This window comes from Nocardia sp. SSK8, from assembly GCF_037034205.1.
In the GTDB taxonomy this organism is placed as follows: Bacteria; Actinomycetota; Actinomycetes; order Mycobacteriales; family Mycobacteriaceae; genus Nocardia.
Genome location: NZ_JBAGKD010000019.1, coordinates 1 through 23,326, shown reverse-complemented (window position 1 = coordinate 23,326; position 23,326 = coordinate 1). Strand labels below are relative to the sequence as shown.

Annotated in this window: 20 protein-coding genes; 9 read left to right on the top strand and 11 right to left on the bottom strand. The window is 69.9% G+C overall.

Going from position 1 to position 23,326, the window contains the following annotated elements:
• Positions 1-16: 16 nt before the first annotated feature.
• The 5 genes from WA675_RS25920 (at position 17) to WA675_RS25900 (ending at position 5,604) form a co-directional block, all read left to right on the top strand.
• The gene (locus WA675_RS25920; RefSeq protein ID WP_336087870.1) at positions 17-583 is read left to right on the top strand and encodes an isochorismatase family protein; all 567 of its coding nucleotides are present in this window, start codon (positions 17-19) and stop codon (positions 581-583) included.
• Between the two features lie 119 nt (positions 584-702).
• Positions 703-1,239, top strand: a complete 537-nt coding sequence (locus WA675_RS25915; protein WP_336087868.1) for a DMP19 family protein — start codon at positions 703-705, stop codon at positions 1,237-1,239.
• 42 nt (positions 1,240-1,281) lie between these two features.
• A complete protein-coding gene (locus WA675_RS25910; RefSeq protein ID WP_336087867.1) occupies positions 1,282-3,327 on the top strand; it encodes an ATP-dependent DNA helicase in 2,046 nt (681 codons plus the stop codon).
• Between the two features lie 166 nt (positions 3,328-3,493).
• Positions 3,494-4,123, top strand: a complete 630-nt coding sequence (locus WA675_RS25905; RefSeq protein WP_336087866.1) for a class I SAM-dependent methyltransferase — start codon at positions 3,494-3,496, stop codon at positions 4,121-4,123.
• Positions 4,124-4,308: 185 nt separating this feature from the next.
• Entirely contained in the window at positions 4,309-5,604 is a 1,296-nt protein-coding gene (locus WA675_RS25900) for a glycosyltransferase 87 family protein (RefSeq protein WP_336087864.1), read from the top strand.
• Here WA675_RS25900 and WA675_RS25895 read toward each other — a convergent pair.
• The 4 genes from WA675_RS25895 to glgP all read right to left on the bottom strand — a co-directional run bounded on the left by WA675_RS25895 (position 5,575) and on the right by glgP (position 11,299).
• The gene (locus tag WA675_RS25895) at positions 5,575-6,387 is read right to left on the bottom strand and encodes a hypothetical protein (RefSeq protein WP_336087863.1); all 813 of its coding nucleotides are present in this window, start codon (positions 6,385-6,387) and stop codon (positions 5,575-5,577) included. The genes WA675_RS25900 and WA675_RS25895 overlap by 30 nt on opposite strands.
• A 180-nt stretch (positions 6,388-6,567) precedes the next feature.
• Positions 6,568-7,113 (bottom strand): DoxX family protein, encoded by a 546-nt coding sequence (locus WA675_RS25890; protein WP_336087862.1) that lies wholly within the window; start codon positions 7,111-7,113, stop codon positions 6,568-6,570.
• Positions 7,114-7,266: 153 nt separating this feature from the next.
• Complete coding sequence (locus WA675_RS25885) at positions 7,267-8,628, bottom strand: NCS2 family permease (RefSeq protein ID WP_336087861.1); 1,362 nt, start codon at positions 8,626-8,628, stop codon at positions 7,267-7,269.
• A gap of 100 nt (positions 8,629-8,728) precedes the next feature.
• Positions 8,729-11,299 (bottom strand): alpha-glucan family phosphorylase, encoded by a 2,571-nt coding sequence (glgP, locus tag WA675_RS25880; RefSeq protein WP_336087860.1) that lies wholly within the window; start codon positions 11,297-11,299, stop codon positions 8,729-8,731.
• 242 nt (positions 11,300-11,541) lie between these two features.
• Between glgP and WA675_RS25875 the strand changes: the two genes are divergently transcribed.
• On the top strand, positions 11,542-13,542 hold the full coding sequence (locus WA675_RS25875; RefSeq protein ID WP_336087859.1) for an alpha-1,4-glucan--maltose-1-phosphate maltosyltransferase: 2,001 nt from the start codon (positions 11,542-11,544) through the stop codon (positions 13,540-13,542).
• Complete coding sequence (gene glgB, locus WA675_RS25870) at positions 13,542-15,698, top strand: 1,4-alpha-glucan branching protein GlgB (protein ID WP_336087858.1); 2,157 nt, start codon at positions 13,542-13,544, stop codon at positions 15,696-15,698. Before WA675_RS25875 ends, glgB begins: the two co-directional genes overlap by 1 nt.
• A gap of 2 nt (positions 15,699-15,700) precedes the next feature.
• Here glgB and WA675_RS25865 read toward each other — a convergent pair whose 3' ends face one another.
• The 4 genes from WA675_RS25865 to WA675_RS25850 all read right to left on the bottom strand — a co-directional run bounded on the left by WA675_RS25865 (position 15,701) and on the right by WA675_RS25850 (position 19,658).
• On the bottom strand, positions 15,701-16,786 hold the full coding sequence (locus WA675_RS25865) for a class I SAM-dependent methyltransferase (protein WP_336087856.1): 1,086 nt from the start codon (positions 16,784-16,786) through the stop codon (positions 15,701-15,703).
• Positions 16,787-16,896: 110 nt separating this feature from the next.
• Entirely contained in the window at positions 16,897-17,754 is an 858-nt protein-coding gene (locus WA675_RS25860) for a tetratricopeptide repeat protein (RefSeq protein ID WP_336087920.1), read from the bottom strand.
• Positions 17,755-17,815: 61 nt separating this feature from the next.
• Entirely contained in the window at positions 17,816-18,172 is a 357-nt protein-coding gene (locus WA675_RS25855) for a DUF3817 domain-containing protein (RefSeq protein WP_336087855.1), read from the bottom strand.
• 304 nt (positions 18,173-18,476) lie between these two features.
• A complete protein-coding gene (locus WA675_RS25850) occupies positions 18,477-19,658 on the bottom strand; it encodes an acetyl-CoA C-acetyltransferase (protein ID WP_336087854.1) in 1,182 nt (393 codons plus the stop codon).
• Between the two features lie 200 nt (positions 19,659-19,858).
• Here WA675_RS25850 and mce point away from each other — a divergent pair, with 200 nt between their 5' ends.
• On the top strand, positions 19,859-20,320 hold the full coding sequence (gene mce, locus WA675_RS25845; protein WP_336087852.1) for a methylmalonyl-CoA epimerase: 462 nt from the start codon (positions 19,859-19,861) through the stop codon (positions 20,318-20,320).
• Positions 20,321-20,406: 86 nt separating this feature from the next.
• Positions 20,407-21,417, top strand: coding sequence for a hypothetical protein (locus WA675_RS25840; protein ID WP_336087850.1), 1,011 nt, complete (start codon positions 20,407-20,409; stop codon positions 21,415-21,417).
• 85 nt (positions 21,418-21,502) lie between these two features.
• Here WA675_RS25840 and WA675_RS25835 read toward each other — a convergent pair whose 3' ends face one another.
• The 3 genes from WA675_RS25835 to WA675_RS25825 all read right to left on the bottom strand — a co-directional run.
• Entirely contained in the window at positions 21,503-21,793 is a 291-nt protein-coding gene (locus tag WA675_RS25835; RefSeq protein WP_336087849.1) for an ATP/GTP-binding protein, read from the bottom strand.
• Positions 21,794-21,804: 11 nt separating this feature from the next.
• Positions 21,805-22,548, bottom strand: a complete 744-nt coding sequence (nucS, locus tag WA675_RS25830; RefSeq protein WP_336087847.1) for an endonuclease NucS — start codon at positions 22,546-22,548, stop codon at positions 21,805-21,807.
• Between the two features lie 51 nt (positions 22,549-22,599).
• The coding region (locus WA675_RS25825; RefSeq protein WP_336087846.1) for a hypothetical protein at positions 22,600-23,326 on the bottom strand (727 nt) is incomplete at its 5' end.

Below are 23,326 nucleotides of genomic sequence, written 5' to 3'. Positions count from 1 at the left end.
ACCTGGAGGGACCGGTATGACGCGCGGCTTGGTGATCGTGGACGTGCAGAACGACTTCTGTGAGGGCGGCGCGCTCGCCGTCGCGGGCGGGGCCGCCGTCGCCACCGCGATCAGCGAGTACGTCACCGGCGCGGGCTACGCCGCGGTGGTCGCCACCCGCGACTGGCACATCGACCCCGGCGCCCACTTCTCCGACACCCCCGACTACGTCGACACCTGGCCGCCGCACTGCCGGGTCGGCACGCCGGGCGCCGATTTCCACCCGAACCTGGACACCGCGGCCATCCAGGAGACCTTCCACAAGGGCGAGTACACCGCCGCCTACTCGGGCTTCGAGGGCGCCGCCACCGACGGCACCACACTCACCGACTGGCTGCGCGCCCGCGGCATCGACAGCGTCGATGTCGTCGGGATCGCCACCGATCACTGCGTGCGCGCCACCGCGCTGGACGCCCGCGCCGCCGGGTTCGCCACCCGCGTCCTGCTCGACCTCACCGCGGGCGTCGCCCCCGAGACCACCCGGACCGCACTCGACACGCTGCGCGCGGCGGGCGTCGACCTGGTCGGTGCGCCCGCGTCCTGAGCCACCCCGGCCACGGCGCGCCCCGCCAGCCGCATCCCGGGCCGCGACACCCCCGGCACGGCGCCATCAGGACGGATGCGCCCGCGTCCCGCTCCGCGCCTGGGCCGATACTTCCTCCCATGGATTATCGATTCCCGGCCCACACCCGCGCCGCCCTGACCACCGCGCTCGCCGGGCTCGACAACATCCACGACGCCGCCGAACTGGTCTTCTGGTCCAACCCCGCCACCGACGACCTCCAGCGCCTCGGCATCGGCGCCTTCGCCCAGCTCCCACCCGCCTTCACCCACCTGCTGGCCCTGACCAGCCTGCACACCACCGTCCTGGACACCGGTTTCAGCGGCTACCTGCGCACCCGCCGCGCCGAACTCCCCTGGGCCACCCGAGGTTTGCGCGCCGCGGGCATGCCGCGCCTGGCCGCCGCCGCCATCCTCACCGCCCACGACATCTCCCCCAGCTCCCCCGACGACCCCCTCGACCGCTTCTGGGAAGACGAACACCAGACCCTCGCCAACCCCGCCCAGATCCGCCGCCCCACCGGCACCCGCGCCGACGACCCCGACGAGATCTACGACATCAACGAACCGGAAGATTTCGAACAACGCGTCCTCGACTACATCCGCGCCCACCCCGACGACTTCGTCCGCGCGGACTGATCGCCGGGAAAATCTGTCGGCGGCGGCCGCTAGGCTGCCTGCGTGCCCGAACTTCCTCCCGTCACCGACCTGCTCGTCACCGCCGTGCATGCCCTCGGTGGGAAGGAACGCGCCGGTCAGACCAGCATGGCCGCCGCGGTCGACCACGCCATCGACACCAAGGAGCACCTGGCCGTGCAGGCGGGCACCGGCACCGGTAAGTCGCTGGCCTACCTGGTGCCGAGCCTGCGGCACGCGGTGCGCACCGGGCGTACGGTGGTGGTCTCCACGGCGACCATCGCGCTGCAACGTCAGCTCGTCGATCGCGACCTGCCCCGCCTGGCCGACGCGTTGAAGAAGCCGCTGGGCCGCGCGGCGCAGTTCGCGATCCTCAAGGGCCGCAACAACTATCTCTGCCTGAACAAGATCAACAGCGTCATCCCGGAGGACACCGGCGGCGAGGCCGAACTCTTCGACGCCTTCGCCATCTCGCGCCTGGGCCGCGAGGTGCAGCGCCTCAACGAGTGGGCCTCCGACACCGAGACCGGCGACCGCGACGAGATCGCCCCCGGCGTCAGCGACCGGGCCTGGCGGCAGGTGAGCGTGTCCTCGCGTGAATGCCTGGGCAAGTCGCGCTGCCAGTTCGGCCAGGACTGCTTCGCCGAGAAAGCCCGCGCCGAATCGGCCCAGGCCGATGTGGTGGTCACCAATCACGCCCTGCTGGCCATCGACGCCATCAGCGGCATCCAGGTGCTGCCCGAACACGACGTGGTGGTGATCGACGAGGCGCACGAACTGGTCGACCGGGTCACCGGCGTGGCCACCGCCGAACTGGCCGCCACCGCCATCAGCGCCGCCGCCCGGCGCTGCGCCAAACTCATCGACGAACGCGAAGTAGACCGGCTCGAGGGCGCCGCCGAGGCCTTCCACCAGGCCATCGAGGACCTGCCCGCCGCCCGCTGGGACCACCTGCCCGAGGGTATCGCCCCGGTGCTCGCGCTGGTCCGCGACGCCGCCTGGAACGCCCGCACCGAACTCGCCCCGCAGGGCAGCGTGAAGGCCCAGGACGACCCCGACAACGCCGCCGCCCGCACCATGGCGGTGGCCGCCCTCGACGACGTGCACGATGCCGCGGTCCGCGCGCTCACCGCCTTCGAGGAGGCCGATCCGGCCGCGCGCCGCGATGTCATCTGGCTCTCCGCCGACGAGGTGCGCGGCGTGCCCCGGCGCACCCTGCGGATGGCGCCGCTGTCGGTGGGTGGGTTGTTGCGCAGCAGGCTGTTCGGCTCGGCCACCGTCGTGCTCACCTCGGCGACCCTGCAGATCGGCGGGTCCTTCGACGGCCTGGCGATCACCTGGGGCCTGCCCGCGCAGTCCGGCGGCAAGGTCGACGCGGCACTGGCCAACGGCGCCACCGCCCCCTCCGACACCGAGACGGTGCGCTGGAGTTCGCTGGATGTGGGCTCACCGTTCGACCATGCCAAGTCCGGCATCCTCTATGTCGCCAAGCACCTTCCGGCCCCGGGCCGCGACGGCCTCTCGCCCACCTATCTCGACGAGATCGAGCAGCTCATCACCGCCGCGGGCGGACGCACCCTTGGCCTGTTCTCCTCCATGCGCGCCGCCAAGGCCGCCACCGAGGCATTGCGCGAGCGGCTCGACACCCCCGTGCTGTGCCAGGGCGACGATTCGATGGGCGCGCTGGTTCGCAAGTTCGCCGACGACCCGGCCACCTCGCTGTTCGGCACCCTCACCCTGTGGCAGGGCGTCGACGTGCCCGGCCCGTCGCTGAGTCTGGTGATCCTGGACCGCATTCCGTTCCCGCGCCCGGACGACCCGCTGCTCACCGCCCGCCAGCGCGCGGTGGAATCGCGCGGCGGCAACGGCTTCATGACCGTGGCCGCCAACCACGCCGCGCTGCTGCTCGCCCAGGGCACCGGCCGGTTGCTGCGCAGTGTCGACGATCGCGGCGTGGTTGCCGTGCTCGATTCGCGGCTAGCCACCGCCCGCTACGGCAGCTACCTGCGGGCCTCGCTGCCGCCGTACTGGGAGACCACCGATCCGGAGATCGTGACCAAGGCGTTGCGAAGGCTGACCGCGTCGTCCTGAGCCCGCGAGCTTGCACAGCGGGGGTTCGGTTCGCAAGGTTGGCACAATGAATTCGCTACCGGGCGAACGCAACTCGTGAGAACGTGTGCTGATGATGCACCACGCCGATGGCGAGGTACTCGGCGAATTTCTGGTCAGCGCAAGATCTTTGGCCGAGTACCGCGCGATGTTCCAACTCTCCGACGACGACCTCGCCGGTCGCCGCATTCTCGATTGCCCCGGGGGCGCAGCCAGTTTCGCCGTGGAGGCGAGCGCGCTGGGCGCCGAGGTGACCGCGATCGACCCGATCTACGCCACCGCCCCCGACGACCTGGCCGCCCGCGCCACCCCCGAAACCGAACGCGCGGTGGCCTGGGCCCACCAGCACGCCGAGCGCTACCGCTGGGACTGGTACGGCGGCACCGCCGAGCACGCCGCCATCCGCCGCGGCGCCGCGGCCCGCTTCGCCGAGGACGTGCGCACCACCCCCGACCGCTACCTGGCCGGTTCGCTACCGTCGCTGCCCTGCCCGGACGACTCCTTCGATCTGGCCCTGAGCTCGCACCTGCTGTTCAGCTACGCCGACCGCCTCGACGCCGACTTCCACCTGGCCGCCCTGGTCGAACTGGCCCGCGTCGCCACCACCGAGGCTCGCGTCTATCCGCTGCTCGACTATACCGGCGCCCCGCTCGACGACCTGATCGATCATCTGCGCACCGAACTGCACGACAAGGGAATTCAGACCTCGCTGCGCAAAACCCCCTATGAGTTCCACCACGGCGCCGACACCATGCTGACGCTGCAGCCCGTCGCCTGATCACCGCAGGTCGATGCCGGTCCGCTAGCCCGGACCGGCATTCGGGCACGCCCGTACCGGTCATAGATCCCGGCTACCGAAGGCGAGCCGCCGCCGGGCACCCCCGGCCCGGCGTTGTACGTTCTTAGTCGTGCATACGATGCGAGCCGGCCGGTAGCACGGCCGTGGCGGAGAGATCTCGACGCGTGGAGCTGCCGCGCACGACCCTGACGCTCATCCTGCTACTCGGTACCGCCGTCCTAGGCGTGACGCTGCTGTTCACCACCATGGACCCCTGGATGAACAGCGGCGGCATCCTCGCCGGCGGCCTGGACGCCCACATCTATCGCGACGGCGGCTGGCGGTTGTGGCACGGCCGCGCGCTGTATCTCGAGCCCACCCACTACGGCCTGCTCTACACCTACACGCCGTTCTCTGCGGTGGTGTTCCTGCCGCTGCTGCTGGTGCCGTGGGGCTTCGTCACCACCACCTGGCTGGTGCTCAACCTGGCCGTGCTGGTCGGCTGTGTGCTGCAGAGCTGGCGGATGCTCGGCTACCGGGTCACCCCGCGCCTGGTCACGATCAGCGCGCTGATCGCGCTGGCCGGTACCTTCGCCGAGCCCGTGCGCACCACGCTGTACTACGGGCAGATCAATCTGTGGCTGATGCTGCTGGTGCTCTGGGACTTCTCGCGCGGCGAGCACAGCAAGCTGCGCGGCCTCGGCATCGGCATCGCCGCGGGCATCAAGCTGACCCCGCTCTACTTCATCGCCCAGTACCTGTTCCAGCGGCAGTGGCGCGCGGCGGCCACCGCGGCGCTCACCTTCCTGGCCACCATCGCGGGCACCGCGCTGATCCTGCCGCGCGATTCCTTCCAGTACTGGACCTCGACGTTCTTCCACTCCGGCCGGATCGCCCCGGATGTGCACCCGGCCAACCAGTCCCTGCGCGGCGCCATCGCCCATCTGACGCACGGCCCGGCGCCGATCTGGCTGTGGCTGCTCATCGCCGTGCCGATCGCGATCACCGCGCTGTGGCTCTCCGCGCGGCTCGCGCGCCGGGGCGAGCCGCTGCTGTCGGTGACCCTCGGCGGGCTCACCGCCTGCGCGATCTCCCCGTATTCCTGGGGCCACCACTGGGTCTGGTTCGTCCCGCTGCTGGTCTACCTGATCCATCGCGCCCAGACCCGGCGGCGCTGGTGGCTCGCCGCCGGTGTCCTCTACCCCGCGATCGCCGCGTGGACCTACACCTACACCCCGACCTGGGTCAGCGTGGGCACCTTCCTGCTGCCGCCGTGGTGGCCGCTGTCGCAGATACTGATGAATATCTACGTGGTGCTGTACCTGATCACGCTGGTGAGCATCGCGGTCGGTCTGCGCGGGCGCACGCCGCCACCGATCGACCCGATCGTCATGGAACAGCCCGCGACAGCGCCGGATCCGCGCGGACTCGACCCGCTGGTAGTGGTCCCGCTACCCGCACGCCCAGTCGAAAACGCCTGACTCCAGGTCGAGCTGGGCATTGCCGCCGCCGAAGTTCATCCCGGAGATCTCCTCGATCTCCAGGTAGTACGCGGTCAGCCCCTCGGGCAGGGCCTGCACGGGGAAGGCGGTGCCACCCAGGTGGCAGCGCCCGAACAGCGGTTCGGCCCAGGTGTTCCAGCCGGAGTCCTCGGTGAGCGGGTCCTGGTAGCGGGTCTCGGTCTCGTACTCCACCGGCGGGATACCCACATTGGGATCGCCGGTGCGCTCGGCCAGCCAGATACCCACGGTCGGATGCACGTCGTCCCAGGCATTGCAGCCCTCGTCGCTCGCCACCGGCGCACCGGCCGGGCGCACGTCGGCGGGCGGCGCGACCGGCCCCGCGGCGAATTCGGCCTCGGTCAGCCAGATCAGCGCGAAGGCGCCGCCGATCTCGTCGTGCAGAATCCGCAGCTGCGGATGCAGCCGGGTGCTCACCAGATCCCGCGCCACCGGGTCCTCCGACGCGGCATCGGGCACAACAGGTTCCGAGGCGTCGGCGAACTGCCCCTCACCCTGGAAGAACGCGATGGCCGGAAACCCGGGACCGCGCCGCTGATAGTCGGCGGGCAGCCGCACCGTGAACGCGTGCATCATCGGCAACCCGGTCACCGGCCCGCGCGGCCAGCTCGCCACCTCGATCCCCGGCCCCTCGCTCCCGATCCACCCCGACCGCACCGGCGCGTCCAACGTCAGCGGTTCACCCCCCGGCGTCTCCGCCAGCTTGTCCGCCGAGTCCCCGAAACCCAGGTCGTACGCCTTCATCCCGACTGTCCCTTCCCTGTGCGGACGATGTCGTGCCCGCCCCGCGCGGGCCGCACGCCGACGAGGGTAGTGGTTGCCGCCGACATCCGGTGACACCGCGGCGACAGCCCGGCGACCGGCACACGACAACGGCGGCGCGGCGACCCATGGTCACTACACCGCCGTCGCGGGAAACTCAGCTCAGAGCACAGCCTTGAGCAGCAACGTCAGCAGACCGGAGCCGATACCGAGCGCGACCGCGCCCGCGCCCCACACCACACCCTGACGCGCCCACGGCCGCCCGTGATCCAGCGAGAGCCGACCGGGACCGGTGAAGGCCAGCGTGATCGCCGGGATGGCGAACAACAGCGCCATCTCGTACCCCTGGCCGGTGAGCAGGCCACCGCTGAAGGTGACATTGATGGCATTGACCATGGTGCCCAGCACCGCGGCCGCGGCCAGCGGCGTGAGCAGGCCCAGCAGCAGCGCGAGACCACCGGCGAATTCGGTGAGACCGGCCAGCGTGCCGAAGATCTCGCCGGGGTTGTAGCCCATGCCGGTGAAGCCGTCGACGGTGGCGCGCCAGCCCTGCCCGCCCCACCAGCCGAAGAGTTTCTGGGCGCCGTGCGCGGCGAACAGCCCGCCGAACCCGACGCGGAGGACGAGCAGCCCGATATCGCTGGACAGCGCCGCGTCGGCGGTGGTGGTGGTTGTCGTGGGAGTGGTGCGGGTAGCGGTGTCGGTCATCGTGTCCTCATCTGCGATTCGATACATGCCCGCAACCGGACCGTGGTCCGATTGCCTTCTCCGATCAACCCCGTTGTCGAATCGGCTATTTCGCATCCGGACCACCGGATCTGTGTCGGTGATCACATGCGAAAGCAGAGAGGTTAGCCTAACCTATTCAGTCAGGAAGAAGAAGTAGCCGAGGAACAGCACCATCAGCGCCCACATGGCCGGATGCACCTCCTTGACCCGGCCCTTGGCCACCATGACCACCGGATACAGGATCATGCCCATGGCCAGGCCGTTGGCGATCGAATACGTCAGCGGCATCATGATCACCGTGATGAAGGCGGGCACCGAGTACTCGAGGTGCTGCCAGTCGATGTCACCGAGCGCGCGGGCCATCAGCACACCCACCACGATCAGCGCGGGCGCGGTGACCTCCCCCGCCCCGGCGATCACCGAGAACACCGGATAACAGAACATCGCGAGCAGGAACCAGCCCGCCGTGGTCACCGCCGTGAGCCCGGTCCGGCCACCCGCCGACACACCCGCCGTCGACTCCACATACGCCGTGGTGGTGGAGGTACCGATGATCGCGCCCGCCGTGGTACCCACCGAGTCGGCCGCCAGCGCACTGGCCGCGCGCGGCAGCGTGCCGTCCTTGTTCAGCAGCCCGGCCTGGTTCGCGACGCCGATGAGCGTGCCCGAGGCATCGAAGAAGTCGACGAACAGCATGGTCAGCACGACCACGAGCATCTGCCCGGTGAACGCGTCGGGCAGGTGGATGATGGCCTGTCCGAAGGTCTGATCCAGCCCCTTGGGCAGTTCGGCGATCGCGTGCGGCACGCCGACCAGGCCGGTCACCATGCCGAGCACGGTGGTGGCGACGATGCCGTAGAGCACCGCGCCGTGCCAGCCGATCACCAGGAACACCACGGTCACCACGAGCCCGAACAGCGCCAGCAGGGTGGTGCCCTTGGTGAAGTCGCCGAGGGTCACCAGCGTGGCCTCGCTGTCGACCACGATGCCCGCGTTCTTGAGCCCGAGGAACGCCACGAACAATCCGATGCCCGCGCCGACGGCGAACTTCATCTGCAACGGGATCGCGTTGAGAATCCGTTCGCGGACCTTGGTGACCGCGAGGATGAAGAAGATGATGCCCGAGAGCAGCGTGCCCGAGAGCGCCACCTGCCACGGAATGCCCATGCTGAGCACCACGGTGTAGGCGAAGAACGCGTTGAGCCCCATGCCCGGCGCGAGCGCGATCGGATAGCGCGCCCAGATCCCCATCACCAGCGTGCCGAAGACCGCGGCCACCGCGGTGGCGGTGAACACCGCCTGCATCGGGATGCCCTTGTCGCCGAGGGCGCCCTCGTCACCGAGGATCGACGGATTCACCGCCAGCACATAGGACATCGCCAGGAAGGTGATCGTCCCGGCCATCGCCTCGCGCCGGAAGGTGGACCCGCTCGACGAGACACCGAAGTATCCGTCGACGCGCCGCCGGGCGCGGGTGACGACATCGCTGGCCATGACTCTCCAGTCCGGGGTGTTCAGAGAAGAAGGATGCCCAGGAACGGTAGCGGAAAGTTCACTGAACCGAACAACCCGTCAACCGTGTCCCCGCTCACGCTCAGCCGCCCGCCACCGCGACCGCGCCCAGCTCGGCGCCGGAGGCCAGCAGCGGATGACGCGGCAGCACGCGCACGGTGTAGCCGACCGCGCCCGACAGCGGCACCGGGGACTTGATGTCGTAGAGCTGCACGCCGTCGTCGGCGCCGGTGTGGCGCATCTCCAGGGTGACGGTGTCGGACAGGTCGTCGGTCGGCGAGACCCGGCCGAGCACCGCCTGCACCTCCACATCCGCCGCGGTGAGCCCGCCCAGCTCCACCCGCGCGTGCAGCCACAGCTCCGCGCCGATCACCGGGGTGTCGGGCAGCCCGGAGCTGTCCACCTGTAGCACCCGCACCGCGGGCCAGGCCGCTTCCATCCGGCGCCGGTACTCGGCGAGTTGCGCGGCCCCGGCGAAGCCGTCGTCGGCGACCTCGGCGAACGCGGTGGCGGCCGGGCCGTAGTACTGCTCGGCGTAGTCGCGCACCATCCGCGAGGCCAGCACCTTCGGGCTGGTGGTCTGCAGGGTGTGGCGCACCATCTCGGTCCAGCGCACCGGCACGCCGTCGGCGCCGCGGTCGTAGAAGCGGGGCGCGACGGTGCGTTCGACGAGTTCGTAGAGGGCGGCGGCCTCGAGATCGTCGCGGCGGTGCTCGTCGCGCACGCCGTCGGCGGTGGGGATGGCCCAGCCGTTCTCGCCGTCGAACATCTCGTCCCACCAGCCGTCCCGGATGGACAGGTTGAGCCCGCCGTTGAGCGCGGACTTCATCCCCGAGGTACCGCACGCCTCGAGCGGGCGCAGCGGATTGTTCAGCCACACATCGCAACCCCAGTACAGGTAGCGGGCCATCGACATGTCGTAGTCGGGCAGGAAGACGATGCGATGCCGCACCGCGGGGTCGTCGGCGAAGCGCACGACCTGCTGGATCAGCGCCTTGCCGCCGTCGTCGGCGGGATGGCTCTTACCCGCCACCACCAGCTGCACCGGCCGCTCCGGGTCGAGCAGCAGCGCGCGCAGCCGTTCGGGGTCGCGCAGCATCAGGGTCAGGCGCTTGTAGGTGGGCACGCGGCGGGCGAAGCCGACGGTGAGCACATCCGGATCGAAGACGTCGTCGATCCAGCCCAGTTCGGCCTCGGCGGCCCCGCGCTGCGACCACGACTCGCGCAGCCTGCGCCGCACCTCGGCGATCAGCACCCCGCGCAGGGTATCGCGGGTCGACCACAGCTGACCGAGGTCCACATCGCTGAGCTTCTCCCAGCCCCGCGCCTCCTCGACCAGTTCCGGCCCGACCAGCTCGCGCGCCTTGTCCAGCCATTCGCGCGCGGCCCAGGTCGGCGCGTGCACGCCGTTGGTGATCGAGCCGATCGGTACCTCGGCGGCGTCGAATCCGGGCCACAGCCCGGCGAACATCTCCCGGCTGACCTCCCCGTGCAGCCGCGAGACGCCATTGGCGCGCTGGGCCAGCCGCAGGCCCATGTGGGCCATGTTGAACACCGACGGATCGGCCTCGCGCCCGAAGGCCAGGATCCGGTCGACCGAGAGCCCCGGCAGCAGCGCCGACTCGGGCTCGCCGTGCGCGCCACCGAAGTAGCGGCGCACCAACGGCATCGGGAACCGGTCGATCCCCGCGGGCACCGGGGTGTGCGTGGTGAACACCGTGCCCGCGCGCACCGCCGCCAGCGCGGTGTCGAAATCCAGTCCACCCGCGACGAATTCGCGGATCCGCTCGACCCCGAGGAAGCCCGCGTGCCCCTCGTTCATGTGGAACACATCCGGATCGGGCAGCCCGTGCGCCCGGGTGTAGGCCCGCACCGCGCGCACCCCGCCGATCCCGGCCAGGATCTCCTGCTTGATCCGGTGGTCCTGGTCGCCGCCGTAGAGCCGGTCGGTGACCGCGCGCAGCTCCGGATCATTGTCGGCGATATCGGAGTCCAGCAGCAGCAGCGGGATCCGGCCCACCTGCGCGATCCAGACCCGAGCGCGCAGCACCCGGCCCTCCGGCATGCCCACGTGGATCAGCACCGGCGACCCGTCGCTGGTCAGCAGCTTGAGCGGCAGGCCCTGCGGGTCCAGTGCCGGGTAGTGCTCGCGCTGCCAGCCGTCGGCCGACAGCGACTGCCGGAAATAGCCCGAGCGGTACAGCAGCCCGACCCCGATCAGCGGCAACCCCAGATCCGAGGCCGCCTTGAGATGGTCACCGGCCAGAATCCCCAGCCCACCCGAGTAGTTGGGCAGCACCTCGGTGACACCGAACTCCATCGAGAAATACGCGATCCCCGCCACCGCGGTGCCACTCTGCTCCTGGAACCAGCGCGGCCGGGCCAGGTAGTCGGCCAGCCCGCGCTCCTGGGCGTCGACGCGGGCGGTGTAGCCGGGGTCGGCCGCGAGTTCGTCGAGCCGCCCGGCGGGCACCTCACCCAGCATGCGGACCGGGTCCTGCCCGACGACACGCCACAGCTCCGGATCGAGTTCGGCGAACAGATCCTGCGTCGGGCCGTGCCACGACCAGCGCAGGTTCGTCGACAACTCACCCAGCGCGGCGAGCCGCTCCGGCAGATGGGCACGGACAGTGAACCGACGAAGTGCCTTCACCAGCGGAAGATTATCCGATGCCGCCCACCGAGGCCGAACACACAGCGATGACCGCACCCCCAGCCCCGCACCCGCGACCCAGAGGAGCGGCGGCCACGAAGTGGCCGGTCCGCGGCCGGGTCGCCGGTCAGCCGCCGTTTCGTAGGCGACGAAGGAGCAAGAAACGGTGGCTGACCGGCGGCCCCCCAGGGGCCGCGGACACGCGCGCGCCAGCGCGCCGAAAAATACAGTACGTTGACGAGGTGAGCGGCCGGATTGCCATCGATGACATCGCACCGTCGATCCCCGGCGGCCGACCGGCCAAGGCCGTCGTCGGGGAGGTCTTCCCGGTGCGGGCCGTGGTCTGGCGCGAGGGCCACGACGCCGTCGCCGCGACCCTGGCGGTGCGGGCACCGGGCTCCTCGCGGATCACCCGGATCCGGATGGCCCCCGAATACGAACCCGATGTCTTCAATGCCGTGTTCACCCCTACCACCCCCGGCCTGTGGACCTTCCGGGTCGAGGGCTGGAGCGACCCGATCGCCACCTGGCGCTCCGCGGTGGAGGCCAAGCTCGGCGTCGGGCAGAGCGCCGCCGACCTCGCCAACGATCTCGAGCTCGGCGCGGTGCTGTTCGAGCGCGCGGCCCAGGCGGTGCCGAAGAAGCAGTTCGAGCGCCTGCGTGCCGCCGCGGCCGCGCTGCGCGGCGACGACCAGCTGCCCGCCCGGGTGGCGCCCGCGTTCAGCGCGGAGGTCGGCGAGATCCTGCGCGCGACCCCGCTGCGCGAGATGGTCACCCGCGGCACCCAGCACACCGTGCTGGTGGAACGCCGCCGCGCGCTGGTGGGCTCCTGGTACGAGTTCTTCCCCCGCTCCACCGGCGGCCGCGACGCCGAGGGCCGTCCCGTGCACGGCACCTTCGCCACCGCCGCGCGCGAGCTGCCCCGCATCGCGGGCATGGGATTCGATGTGGTCTATCTGCCGCCGATCCACCCGGTCGGCGAGGTCAACCGCAAGGGCCGCAACAACGCGCTCACCACCGAGCCCGGTGATGTCGGCTCGCCGTGGGCGATCGGCTCGGCCGACGGCGGCCACGACGCCGTGCACCCGGAGCTGGGCACCGAAGCCGATTTCGCCGAATTCGTCGCCACCGCCGCCGATCTCGGCCTCGAGGTCGCCCTCGACCTGGCCCTGCAGTGCGCCCCCGACCACCCCTGGGTCACCGCGCATCCCGAGTGGTTCACCACCCTGCCCGACGGCACCATCGCCTTCGCCGAGAACCCGCCCAAGAAGTACCAGGACATCTACCCGGTCAACTTCGACAACGACCCCGACGGCATCTACGCCGAGGTGCTGCGCGTGGTGCGGCACTGGATCTCGCTGGGCGTCACCATCTTCCGCGTCGACAACCCGCACACCAAGCCCGCCGACTTCTGGGAGTGGCTGCTCGCGCAGGTGCGCCGCACCGACCCGGACGTGCTCTTCCTGTCCGAGGCGTTCACCCGCCCGGCCCGCCTCTACGGCCTGGCCCGGCGCGGCTTCAGCCAGTCCTACACGTATTTCACCTGGCGCGTGCACAAGTGGGAGCTCACCGAGTTCGGCCTCGAACTGGCCGCCAAGGCCGACGAGGCCCGCCCCAACCTGTTCGTGAACACCCCCGACATCCTGCACGAGAGCCTCCAGCACGGCGGCCCCGGCATGTTCGCCATCCGCGCCGTGCTCGCCGCGACCCTGGGCCCCACCTGGGGTGTGTACTCCGGTTTCGAGCTGTTCGAGCACGAGGCCGTGCGCCCCGGCAGCGAGGAGTACCTCGGCTCGGAGAAGTACGAACTGCGCCCGCGCGATTTCGCCGGTGCGCTGGCCCGCGGCGAGTCCCTGGAACCGTGGCTGACCCGCCTCAACGAGATCCGCCGCAACCACCCCGCGCTGCAACAGTTGCGCTGCATCCACTTCCATCCCGTCGACAACGACGCCCTGCTGGCCTACTCCAAGCTCGACCCGGCCACCGGCGACGCGGTCCTGGTGATCGTCAACCTCAACCCGTACGCCACCGAATACGGCCACATCTCCCTCGACCTGCCCGCCATCGGCCGCGAATGGCACGACCACCCGGTGGTGTTCGACGAGGTCACCGGTGAGGAATACCACTGGGGCCAGCGCAATTTCGTGCAGCTCGACCCCACCCGCGCGGCCGCGCACATCCTGGCCCTGCCCGCCGTCCCCGCCGCCGCCCGCGCACCCCTGGCCTATCGCCGGAGCTTCTGATGCAGCGCCGCGACCTGATGCTGCTGGCGGCGGGCACGCACACCGACCCGCACACCGTGCTCGGCGCGCACCCCACCCCCGACGGCACCGCGGTCCGCGTGCTGCGCCCGCACGCCGACACCGTGACAGTGCTGGTCGGCACGGCCGAACATCCGCTGAAGTCGCTGGGGCACGGCGTCTTCGCCGCGGTACTGCCCTATCCGGAGATCGACGACTACCGCGTCCGCACCGACTACCCCGGCGGCCCGACCGTGCTCGGCGCCGACGGCTACCGCTTCCTGCCCACTGTCGGCGAATTCGACCTGCACCTGATCGGCGAGGGCCGCCACACCCGCCTCTGGGAGGTGCTCGGCGCGCATCCGCGCCGGTACAGCACCCTCGACGGCGAGGTGACGGGCACCTCCTTCGCCGTCTGGGCCCCGAATGCCCGCGGCGTCACCGTCTTCGGCGATTTCGACCACTGGAGCGGCACCTCGGCACCGATGCGCGCGCTGGGCACCTCGGGCGTGTGGGAGGTGTTCGTGCCGGGTGTCGAACCCGGCACCCGCTACAAGTACCGGGTGCACGGCGCCGACGGCCGGGTCGTCGACCACGCCGACCCGCTCGCCTTCGCCACCGAGGTGCCGCCCGCCACCGCCTCGGTCGTCACCCGCGCCGACCACGTCTGGACCGACAGCGCGTGGCTCGACCGCCGTGCCCGCACCGACGCCACCCGCTCGCCGCTGAGCGTCTACGAGGTACACCTGGGCTCCTGGCGCCCCGGCCTCACCTACCGCGAACTCGCCGAACAGCTCGCCGACTACGTGCGCACCACCGGCTTCACCCACGTCGAACTGCTGCCCGTCGCCGAGCACCCGTTCGGTGGGTCCTGGGGCTATCAGGTCACCTCCTACTACGCCCCCACCTCCCGTTTCGGCAGCCCCGACGATTTCCGCTGGTTCGTCGACCACCTGCACAACGCGGGCATCGGCGTGCTGCTGGACTGGGTGCCCGCGCACTTCCCGCGCGACGAATGGGCGCTGGCCCGCTTCGACGGCACCCCGCTCTACGAGCACCCCGACCCCCGCCGCGGCGAGCAACTCGACTGGGGCACCTACGTTTTCGACTTCGGCCGCAACGAGGTACGCAACTTCCTGGTCGCCAACGCGGCGTTCTGGATCGAGCAGTTCCACCTCGACGGCCTGCGCGTGGACGCCGTCGCGTCCATGCTCTACCTGGACTACTCGCGCCCCGAGGGCGGCTGGGAACCCAATATCTACGGCGGCCGGGAAAACCTCGAGGCCGTCACCTTCCTGCAGGAACTCAACGACACCGTGCACCGCGCGTACCCCGGCGTCGTCACCGTCGCCGAGGAGTCCACCACCTGGCCCGGCGTCACCCGCGGCACCGATGTCGGCGGTCTGGGTTTCACCATGAAGTGGAACATGGGCTGGATGCACGACACCCTCGGCTACCTGGCCCGCGACCCGATCCACCGCTCCTGGCACCACAACGAGATGACCTTCTCCCTCGTCTACGCCTGGAGCGAGAACTACCTGCTCCCGATCAGCCACGACGAGGTCGTGCACGGCAAGGGCACCCTGTGGACCCGCATGCCCGGCGACGATTTCGCCAAGGCGAGCGGCGTGCGCGCCCTGCTCGCCTACATGTGGGCCCATCCCGGCAAGCAACTGCTGTTCATGGGCCAGGAGTTCGGCCAGTTCCGGGAATGGGACAACGACCGCGGCCTCGACTGGCACGAGCTGGAAAACCCGCTGCACCAGGGCATCTCGACCATGGTCGGCGATCTCAACCGCACCTACCTCGCGCATCCGGCGCTGTGGAGCCAGGACACCACCCCCGGCGGCCACTCCTGGATCGAGGCCGACGACAGCGCCGCCTCCGTCTTCGCCTTCCTGCGCTGGGGTTCCGACGGCAGCGCGGTGGCCTGCGTGTTCAACTTCTCCGGCGTCACCCGCGAGGACTACCGGATCGGCCTGCCGCACACCGGTTCCTGGCTCGAGGTCCTCAATACCGACGCCCAGGATTACGGTGGTTCCGGTCTCGGGAATCTCGGCGGGGTGGTCGCCGAGGACAGGCCCTGGCACGGTCGTCCTGCCTCGGCGACGGTCACCCTGGCCGCCAACAGCGCGGTCTGGCTGGCCGCCGAGCGCTGAGCTCAGGCCTTGTGCGCCACGTAGTAGGTGTTGAGCGGGTCGCCGTCGACATGGGCGGTCCGCACGTCGGCGAAGCCCGCGTCGGCCAGCATCGACAGCGCCAGCTCCTCGCCCCACACCGTGCCGAGACCGTCGCCACCCTGTCCCAGCGACACCGACATGCAGTGCATCGTCGACACCGTGTACAGGAACGGGCCGAGCGGCAGGTCCAGGTTCTTCTCCAGCCTGCTCGACGCGTGGATGTCGACCATCAGCAACACCCCGCCCGGCCGCAGCGCCCGCGCCATATTGGCCAGCACCCGCGCCGGATGCGCCTGATCGTGGACGGCGTCGAAAATCGTGATCAGATCACAGGATTCGGGTGCGTCCCACTCCGCGACGTCCTGCTCCACGAACCGCGCGTTGGCCAGTCCCAGCTCCGCCGCCTCGGCCCGGCCCACCGCCACCGCGTCGGCGGAGAAGTCGTAGCCGGTGAACCCGCTGGCCGGGAACGCCCGCGCCATCAGATTCACGGCATGTCCACTGCCACAGGCGATATCGGCGACATCGATCCCGGCGCGCAGCCGATCCGGCAGCCCCGGCGCCATCGGCAGGATCACCTCGAGCAGCGCGGCGTCGAACACCTCGGCGCTCTCCTCGGCCATCAGCGCGTGGAACCGCCCGTAGTCCTCGTAGGACAGCCCGCCCCCGGTGCGGAACCGCTCGACGATCTTGGGCTCCACCTCACCGAGCTGGGCGATGAACTGCATGACCCTGGCCAGATTGTCCGGACCGGCGGCCCGGGTGAGCGCGGCGGCATGCGCCGCGGGCAGCGTGTAGGTGGCCGCGGCCGGGTCGTAGATGACGATGCCCGCCGTCGTGATCGCGCCCAACCATTCGCGCACGTACCGCTCGTTCAGCCCCGCCGCGGCGGCGAGCTGCTCACTGGTCGCGCCGGGCCGGGCGGCCATGGTGTCGAACAGACCGACCTGGTGGCCCATGCTGATCATCAGGGCGGTACTGGCGTGGTCGAGCACCTCGACCATCCGTCCGGCGAAGGCTTCCACGGCGGCCGGATCGACCTCGGCCGCCTGATCGAGTGACGTCATGGGGTACTCCTCGGGTCAGCGCGCGGCCCGGTCGCCGCGGGGTCTGTGAGGAGATACGGCGGGCCCGCCCCGGCGGTTCAGCCGAGACGGGCCCGAAAACGGTGTCGGTGTCAGTACAGCGCGGCGGCCAGCTTGCGCCGGGCCGCGGCGACGAACGGTTCGGCCTGGTCGAACAGCTCGAACAGTTCCAGCAGCCGAGTGCGGGCCCTGGTGCGGTCGTCGCCCGCGGTGCGCTTGACGACGGCGATGATCCGGTCGAAGGCCGCCTCGGGACGCTGCTCGAGCAGTTCCACGTCGGCGGCGTCGAGCGCGGCGTCCAGGTTCGCGGGGTCGGCGTCGGCGGTGGCGACCACGGCCGGGTCGACCTGCTGGGCCCTGGTCAGGAAGCGCAGCTGACGCAGCGCCGCCTTGGCCTCCTCGTTGCCCGGCTCCTCGGCGATGATGGCCTCGTAGGCCGCCTCGGCACCGGCGATGTCGCCCTCGGCCAGCTTGTCCTCGGCGGCGACGAAGCGCGGGTCCTCGACCTCGGGCTCCGGCGCGGTGCCGTCACCCTCGAGCTTGCCCGCGGTCGCGTCGAGCACCGCGTCGAGCCACTGGCGCACCTGCGCCTCCGGCTGGGCTCCCTCGAAGTCGGCCAGCGGCTGCCCGCCCGCCACCGCGATCACCGTCGGGATGCCCTGCACGCGCAGCGCCTGGACGATGTTCATATTGGGTTCGGCTTCGACAGCGGCCAGATCCCAGGCGCCGCGGTCGTCGGCGTGGAACCGTTCCAGCGTGCGCACCAGCTCGACGCTGCCCGGGCTGCGCTGCGAGAACAGCACGACAACCACGGGCACCTGCATCGAGCGGCGGATCACCTTGGGCTCGAAATCCGCCTCGGTGACCGTGTGGTTCCCCGGGGCGGCGGCCCCTCCGCCGGACGCGGCGGGGGGCTGCTTCAGCGCGGACAGATCCACCGCGCCGGACATAGCGGCGGCGACGGCGGGCGAAGGACGACGGGCAGCGGGTCGAGTCACGGTTTCCAGTTTGTCACGAAGCGCTCGGCGAGGTCTTGCTCGCCTCCGTGCTCAGCTCGCCGAGCTGGCCGGTGCGCACCGCCCAGACCTCGAAGAGCACGGTGAACAGCGGCGGAATGCTCGACGCCAGCGCCAGCAGCGTGGTGGTCACCGACCACCTCAGCTCACGCGCGGCCAGCAGCGCGGTGATCACGAACAGCACGAAGATCGCGCCGTGCACCGGCCCGAAGATCTTCACGCCGATCTCGTTGCCCTCGGCGGGCAGGTACTTGAACGCCATACCGGTCAGCAGACCGATCCAGGACAGCGCCTCGAGCACCGCGAAGAACCGGAAACGACTGGCGGTGGACCGCAGATCGAAGAAACCCATGGCCCCATTGTGCCGGACCCACTACGACACCACGTAGTTGGACCGGTCACACCACACCCAGCCACCCGGCAACCCCCCAAGTCCGCCATGACCGCACTCCCAGCCCCGCACCCGCGACCTCGAGGAGCGGCGGCCGACGAAGTCGGCCGGTCGCGGCCGGGTCGCCGGTCAGGCGCCGTTGCGTACGCGACGAAGGAGCAAGCAACGGTGCCTGACCGGCGGCCCCTAGGGGCCGCGACTCGAGCGCGCCAGCGCTCCAATAAACACAGCCCGTATACCGTCCCAGGACGGTAAACAACCAGCCCTACGGCACCCGAATGATCAGCGCGTCACCCTGACCGCCACCACCACAGAGTGCGGCGGCACCAACGCCACCACCCCGGCGCTTCAATTCCAGTGCCAGGTGCAGCAGGATGCGCGCGCCGGACATGCCCAGCGGGTGACCGATGGAGATGGCGCCACCGTTGACGTTCACCTTCTCCGGGTCGTAGCCCAGCTTCTTGGTCGAGGCGACGCCCACGGCCGCGAAGGCCTCGTTGATCTCGATCAGATCCAGCTCGGCCGGGGTGATGCCTTCCTTGGCGCAGGCGGCCAGGATGGCGTTGGCGGGCTGATCCTGCAGGGTCGAATCCGGACCGGCGACCTGACCGGCGGCGCCGATCTCGGCGATCCACTCCAGCCCCAGCTCCTCGGCCTTGGCCTTGCTCATCACGATGACCGCGGCCGCGCCGTCGGAGATCTGCGAGGCGGTCCCTGCGGTGACGGTGCCGTCCTTGCGGAAGGCCGGGCGCAGCTTGCCCAGCGACTCGACGGTGGTGTCGGCGCGGATGCCCTCGTCCTCGGTGACGTAGACCGGGTCGCCCTTGCGCTGCGGCACGGCCACCGGCACGACCTCGTCGGCGAACAGCCCGTTCTTCCACGCGGCGGCGGCGCGCTGGTGCGAGGCCGCGGCCAGCGCGTCCTGCTCCTCGCGGCTCACCTTGTCCAGGTCGTTGCGATCCTCGGTCAGCAGACCCATCGCCTGGTCGGTGATCACGTCGTGCAGACCGTCGTAGGCCATGTGGTCGACCAGGGTGGTGTCGCCGTACTTGTGGCCCTCACGGCTCTTGGGCAGCAGGTGCGGGGTCTGGCTCATCGACTCCATGCCACCGGCCACGATGATCTCGTGCTCACCCGCGCGGATCAGCTGGTCGGCCAGCGCGATCGCGTTGATGCCCGACAGGCAGACCTTGTTGATCAGCAGCGAGGGCACGTCCATCGGAATGCCACCGGCGATGGCGGCCTGACGCGCGGGCAGCTGCCCGGCACCGGCCTGCAGCACCTGACCGAGGATGACGTAGTCGACCTGTTCGGGGGCCACGCCGCCCTTCTCCAGCGCCGCCTTGATGGCCACACCGGCCAGATCCGAGGCCTTGAAGTCCTTCAGACCGCCCAGGAGCCTGCCGACCGGGGTACGCGCACCGGACACGATGACAGAAGTCGTCACGAAAGCCTCGCATTCATAGAGTCGAACCTCGCCGTGATGCACATCCGGAAAAGCGGCACGCATCAAGGGTTGCACTCAACGGTAACTTGTCCGCGCCAACACCCCACCAGCAGGTAGGCGTACCTCCGCCTGCGCTCCGGCCGTGCGCAGGGCTGAGGAACGCTTCGCGTCTGTGCCGGTTCAGGCGCTAACTTCGTGGGGTGACCAACACGAACTTCATCCCCGCCGACTACGTCATCGCCGTCGACCACGTGGGCATCGCCGTGCCCGACCTCGACGCCGCCGTGGCCTGGTACACCGACAATCTCGGCATGGTCGAGACCCACCGCGAGGTGAACGAGGCCCAGGGCGTCGTCGAGGCGATGCTCTCGTGCCCGGCCGCGGCCGACCGCGCGACCGCCCTGCAGTTGCTGGCCCCGCTGACCCCCGAGTCGACCATCGCCAAGTTCATCGAGCGCAGCGGTCCGGGCCTGCAGCAGCTGGCCTACCGGGTCACCGACATCGAGGCGGTTTCGGGCTTCCTGCGCGAGCGCGGACTCCGTTTGCTGTACGACGCACCCCGCCACGGCACCGCCGATTCCCGCATCAACTTCATCCATCCGAAGGATGCTGGGGGTGTGCTGGTGGAGCTCGTCGAGCCGAACCCCAATGTTACGCACTAGTACGGAGATACGGTCGGTAAATCTCGGCGAGATCACAATCACGGTCGAGTCTCCACACGGTCGCTCGAGGCTGTATTTTGTGTGCCATGTCGTCACCTGAGTCCGATCGCAATCGCTTCGTTGCGCTGCCCTTCACTGTTGTGCGCAAGGGTTATGCGCAAGACGAGGTGCGCAACTACTTCGACCGCTTCGACGCGGAGCTTCGCGTCACCGCCACCGACCGGGATGCTGCCGCCGCGCAGGCCCGGAATCTCGCCAGCCAGCTGGAAGACGCGCGGGACGAGATCGACGAGCTCCGCAAGGAGGTCGACCGGCTGTCCGTGCCGCCGACCACCGCCGAAGGCATGTCCGACCGCATCTCGCGCATGCTGCGCCTGGCCTCGGACGAGGCGTCCGAGGTGCGCGCCCTGGCCCAGGCCGAGGCCGCCGAGATGGTGTCGATCGCCGAGCAGCAGGCCACCGAGATGCGTGGCAAGTACGAGTCGCTGCTCGCGGAGACCAAGGAGAAGCGCGAGGCGCTCGAGATCGAATACGAGCAGACCCTCGCCAACGCGCGCACCGATTCCGCCAAGATCATCGAAGCCGCCCAGGCCGATGTCGAACGTCTGGGCAAGGAGGCCGACGCCAAGCGCAAGGCCACCCAGCAGGACTTCGAGGCCACCATGAACGATCGGCGCACCAAGCTGACCCGTGCCATGGAGGAGCTCGAGGCCACCAGCCGCGCCGAGGCCGCCCAGCGGATCAAGGACGCGACCGACGAGGCCAACCGTCTCATCAGCTCCGCCACCCAGACCTCCGAGCGCAAGATCGCGCACGCGAAGGAACTGGCCGAGGAGATGCGCGTGCTGCGCGGCCGGGTCCTGGCCCAGCTGCTCGGTATCCGCGGTCAGCTCGACTCGGTGCCCGCCATGCTCGCGGCGGTCAACCGGGAGAGCGAGCTGCTCGACGGCGCCCCCGAGCGCAAGTCGATCGGCAACAACAACGGCAACAACAAGTCGGTCTCCGGCGGCCGCCAGGCCAAGGCCATCCCCGAGGTCGCCGACGCCGACGAGGACATCGTCGACGAGGACCGCGAGAGCGCCGACGTCAGCAACTGACGCCGGACCTGCGACGACATATCGTCCAACACCGAAGGCCGCCTCGAATCTTCGAGGCGGCCTTCGGTTTACGTTGTCTACGGGTTCAGGACCAGCGCCGGGTGATGCCGCGCGTGCGGCGCCCGTTCCAGCAGCCCTGATGCCAGTGCCTGCGGTCGTCCTCGCCGCCGTCGGCCGCCCAGGCCACGATATGGGCCACCCCGGGCGCGATCTCGTGATCACAGCCCGGGCAGCGATAGGTCTTCACCGCTCGCGCGCCGGGAACCGTTCGCACGATGTAGGTTTCGTCGCCCGGCCCCTCCTCGGTGCGGCCGTAGACGTCGCCGATCGGCGCCGGGGCGCTACGGCGATCATTGCGGGGCTTGCGTCGCGGCATGGTGGTGAGCCTCAGAACAACCGGAAAACGTTGCTCTCCGTGCCGCGCAGCTCGTCGTAATCGAGCGTCAGGCAACGGATTCCCCGGTCCTCGGCCAGTGTGCGCGCCTGCGGCTTGATCTGCTGGGCCGCGAACACGCCCGCCACCGGCGCCAGCAGCGGGTCGCGATTGAGCAGTTCCAGGTACCGGGTGAGCTGTTCGACGCCGTCGATCTCGCCGCGGCGCTTGATCTCCACCGCCACCGTGGCGCCGTCGGCGTCCCGGCACAGCAGGTCCACCGGGCCGATCGCGGTCATGTACTCACGCCGCACCAGGGTGTACCCCTCGCCGAGCTTCGTCACGTGTTCGGCCAGCAGCTCCTGCAGATGGGCCTCGACGCCGTCCTTCACCAGACCCGGGTCCACACCGAGCTCGTGCGAGGAATCGTGCTCGATCTCCTCGATGGTGATCCGCAGTTCCTCACCGGCCTTGTTGGTCACCACCCACAGCGCCTTGATGTTCACCGGCAGCGCCGTCTTGCCCTCCCGCAGCGCCGTCACGCCGTCGGGCAGCTCCGCGGGCACCAGCGTGGCGATATCGCGCTCCTCCAGCCAGCACGGCGGGCTCATCCAGTTCAGCGGCTTGTACGAGCCACCATCGGAGTGAACCAGCACCGACCCGTCGGCCTTGATCATCAGCAGCCGGCGAGCCATCGGAAGGTGAGCGGTCAGTCGGCCGACATAGTCGACCTGGCAACGAGCAATGACGAGGCGCACCCCAGCACACTACCGCCTCACCCCGACGTCACCGAAAGCCCGGCCGAGTGCTCACGACACCGGCGCGAAGCAGTAGGTACTCCCCACGTGCCGGTCGATGAAATGCATGCTGCGCACGAGGATGTACCGCATCTCGACAGCGATGTCGTCCGTCTCCGGCTCGCACACCCCCACATCGGTCACCCCGGTCAGCACCCGATCCAGCCTGGCATCCGTCCCCGAACACACCGGAACATAGGTGTATCCACCGATCCCATCCGAATAGCAATTGCCGACGACCAGATTGGGCGCCGCACACGAGTGCGCAACGGTGTACTCACCGTCGACCCGCCCGTCGGTGATCACCAGCTTGTCCGGATTCGAGCACTCGACCTCGATGTCACGGCCCGTCACGATCTCGCTGGACACGATCCGCATCGTCGCCGCCGGATTCGAGCAGTCGGCGACGACCGCCGACCAGTCGACGATCGTCTCCCGCTCCGCGGTGCACTCCCCGATCTGAGGCTGCACGAGCTCCTGGGTGTTCAACGAGAACGGATTGTCGTCGCTGGTCACCTTCTTGACGTAGACGAAGAGCGCGGCGGCGACGAGGACTCCCACCCCGAGGAGGCTGAAGACGATGATGAGCACCACCCGGTTACCGTTCCCGCTCGGCGGAGCCGGTGGGTAATGCGGCGCGTAGTTCGGCTGCGGCGGATAGTAGTTCAATGTCCCCCCTGAACCCGGTGACGATGCGACAGACAGGTCGACGATAAACGCAAAAAGGCCCCCAGCATAA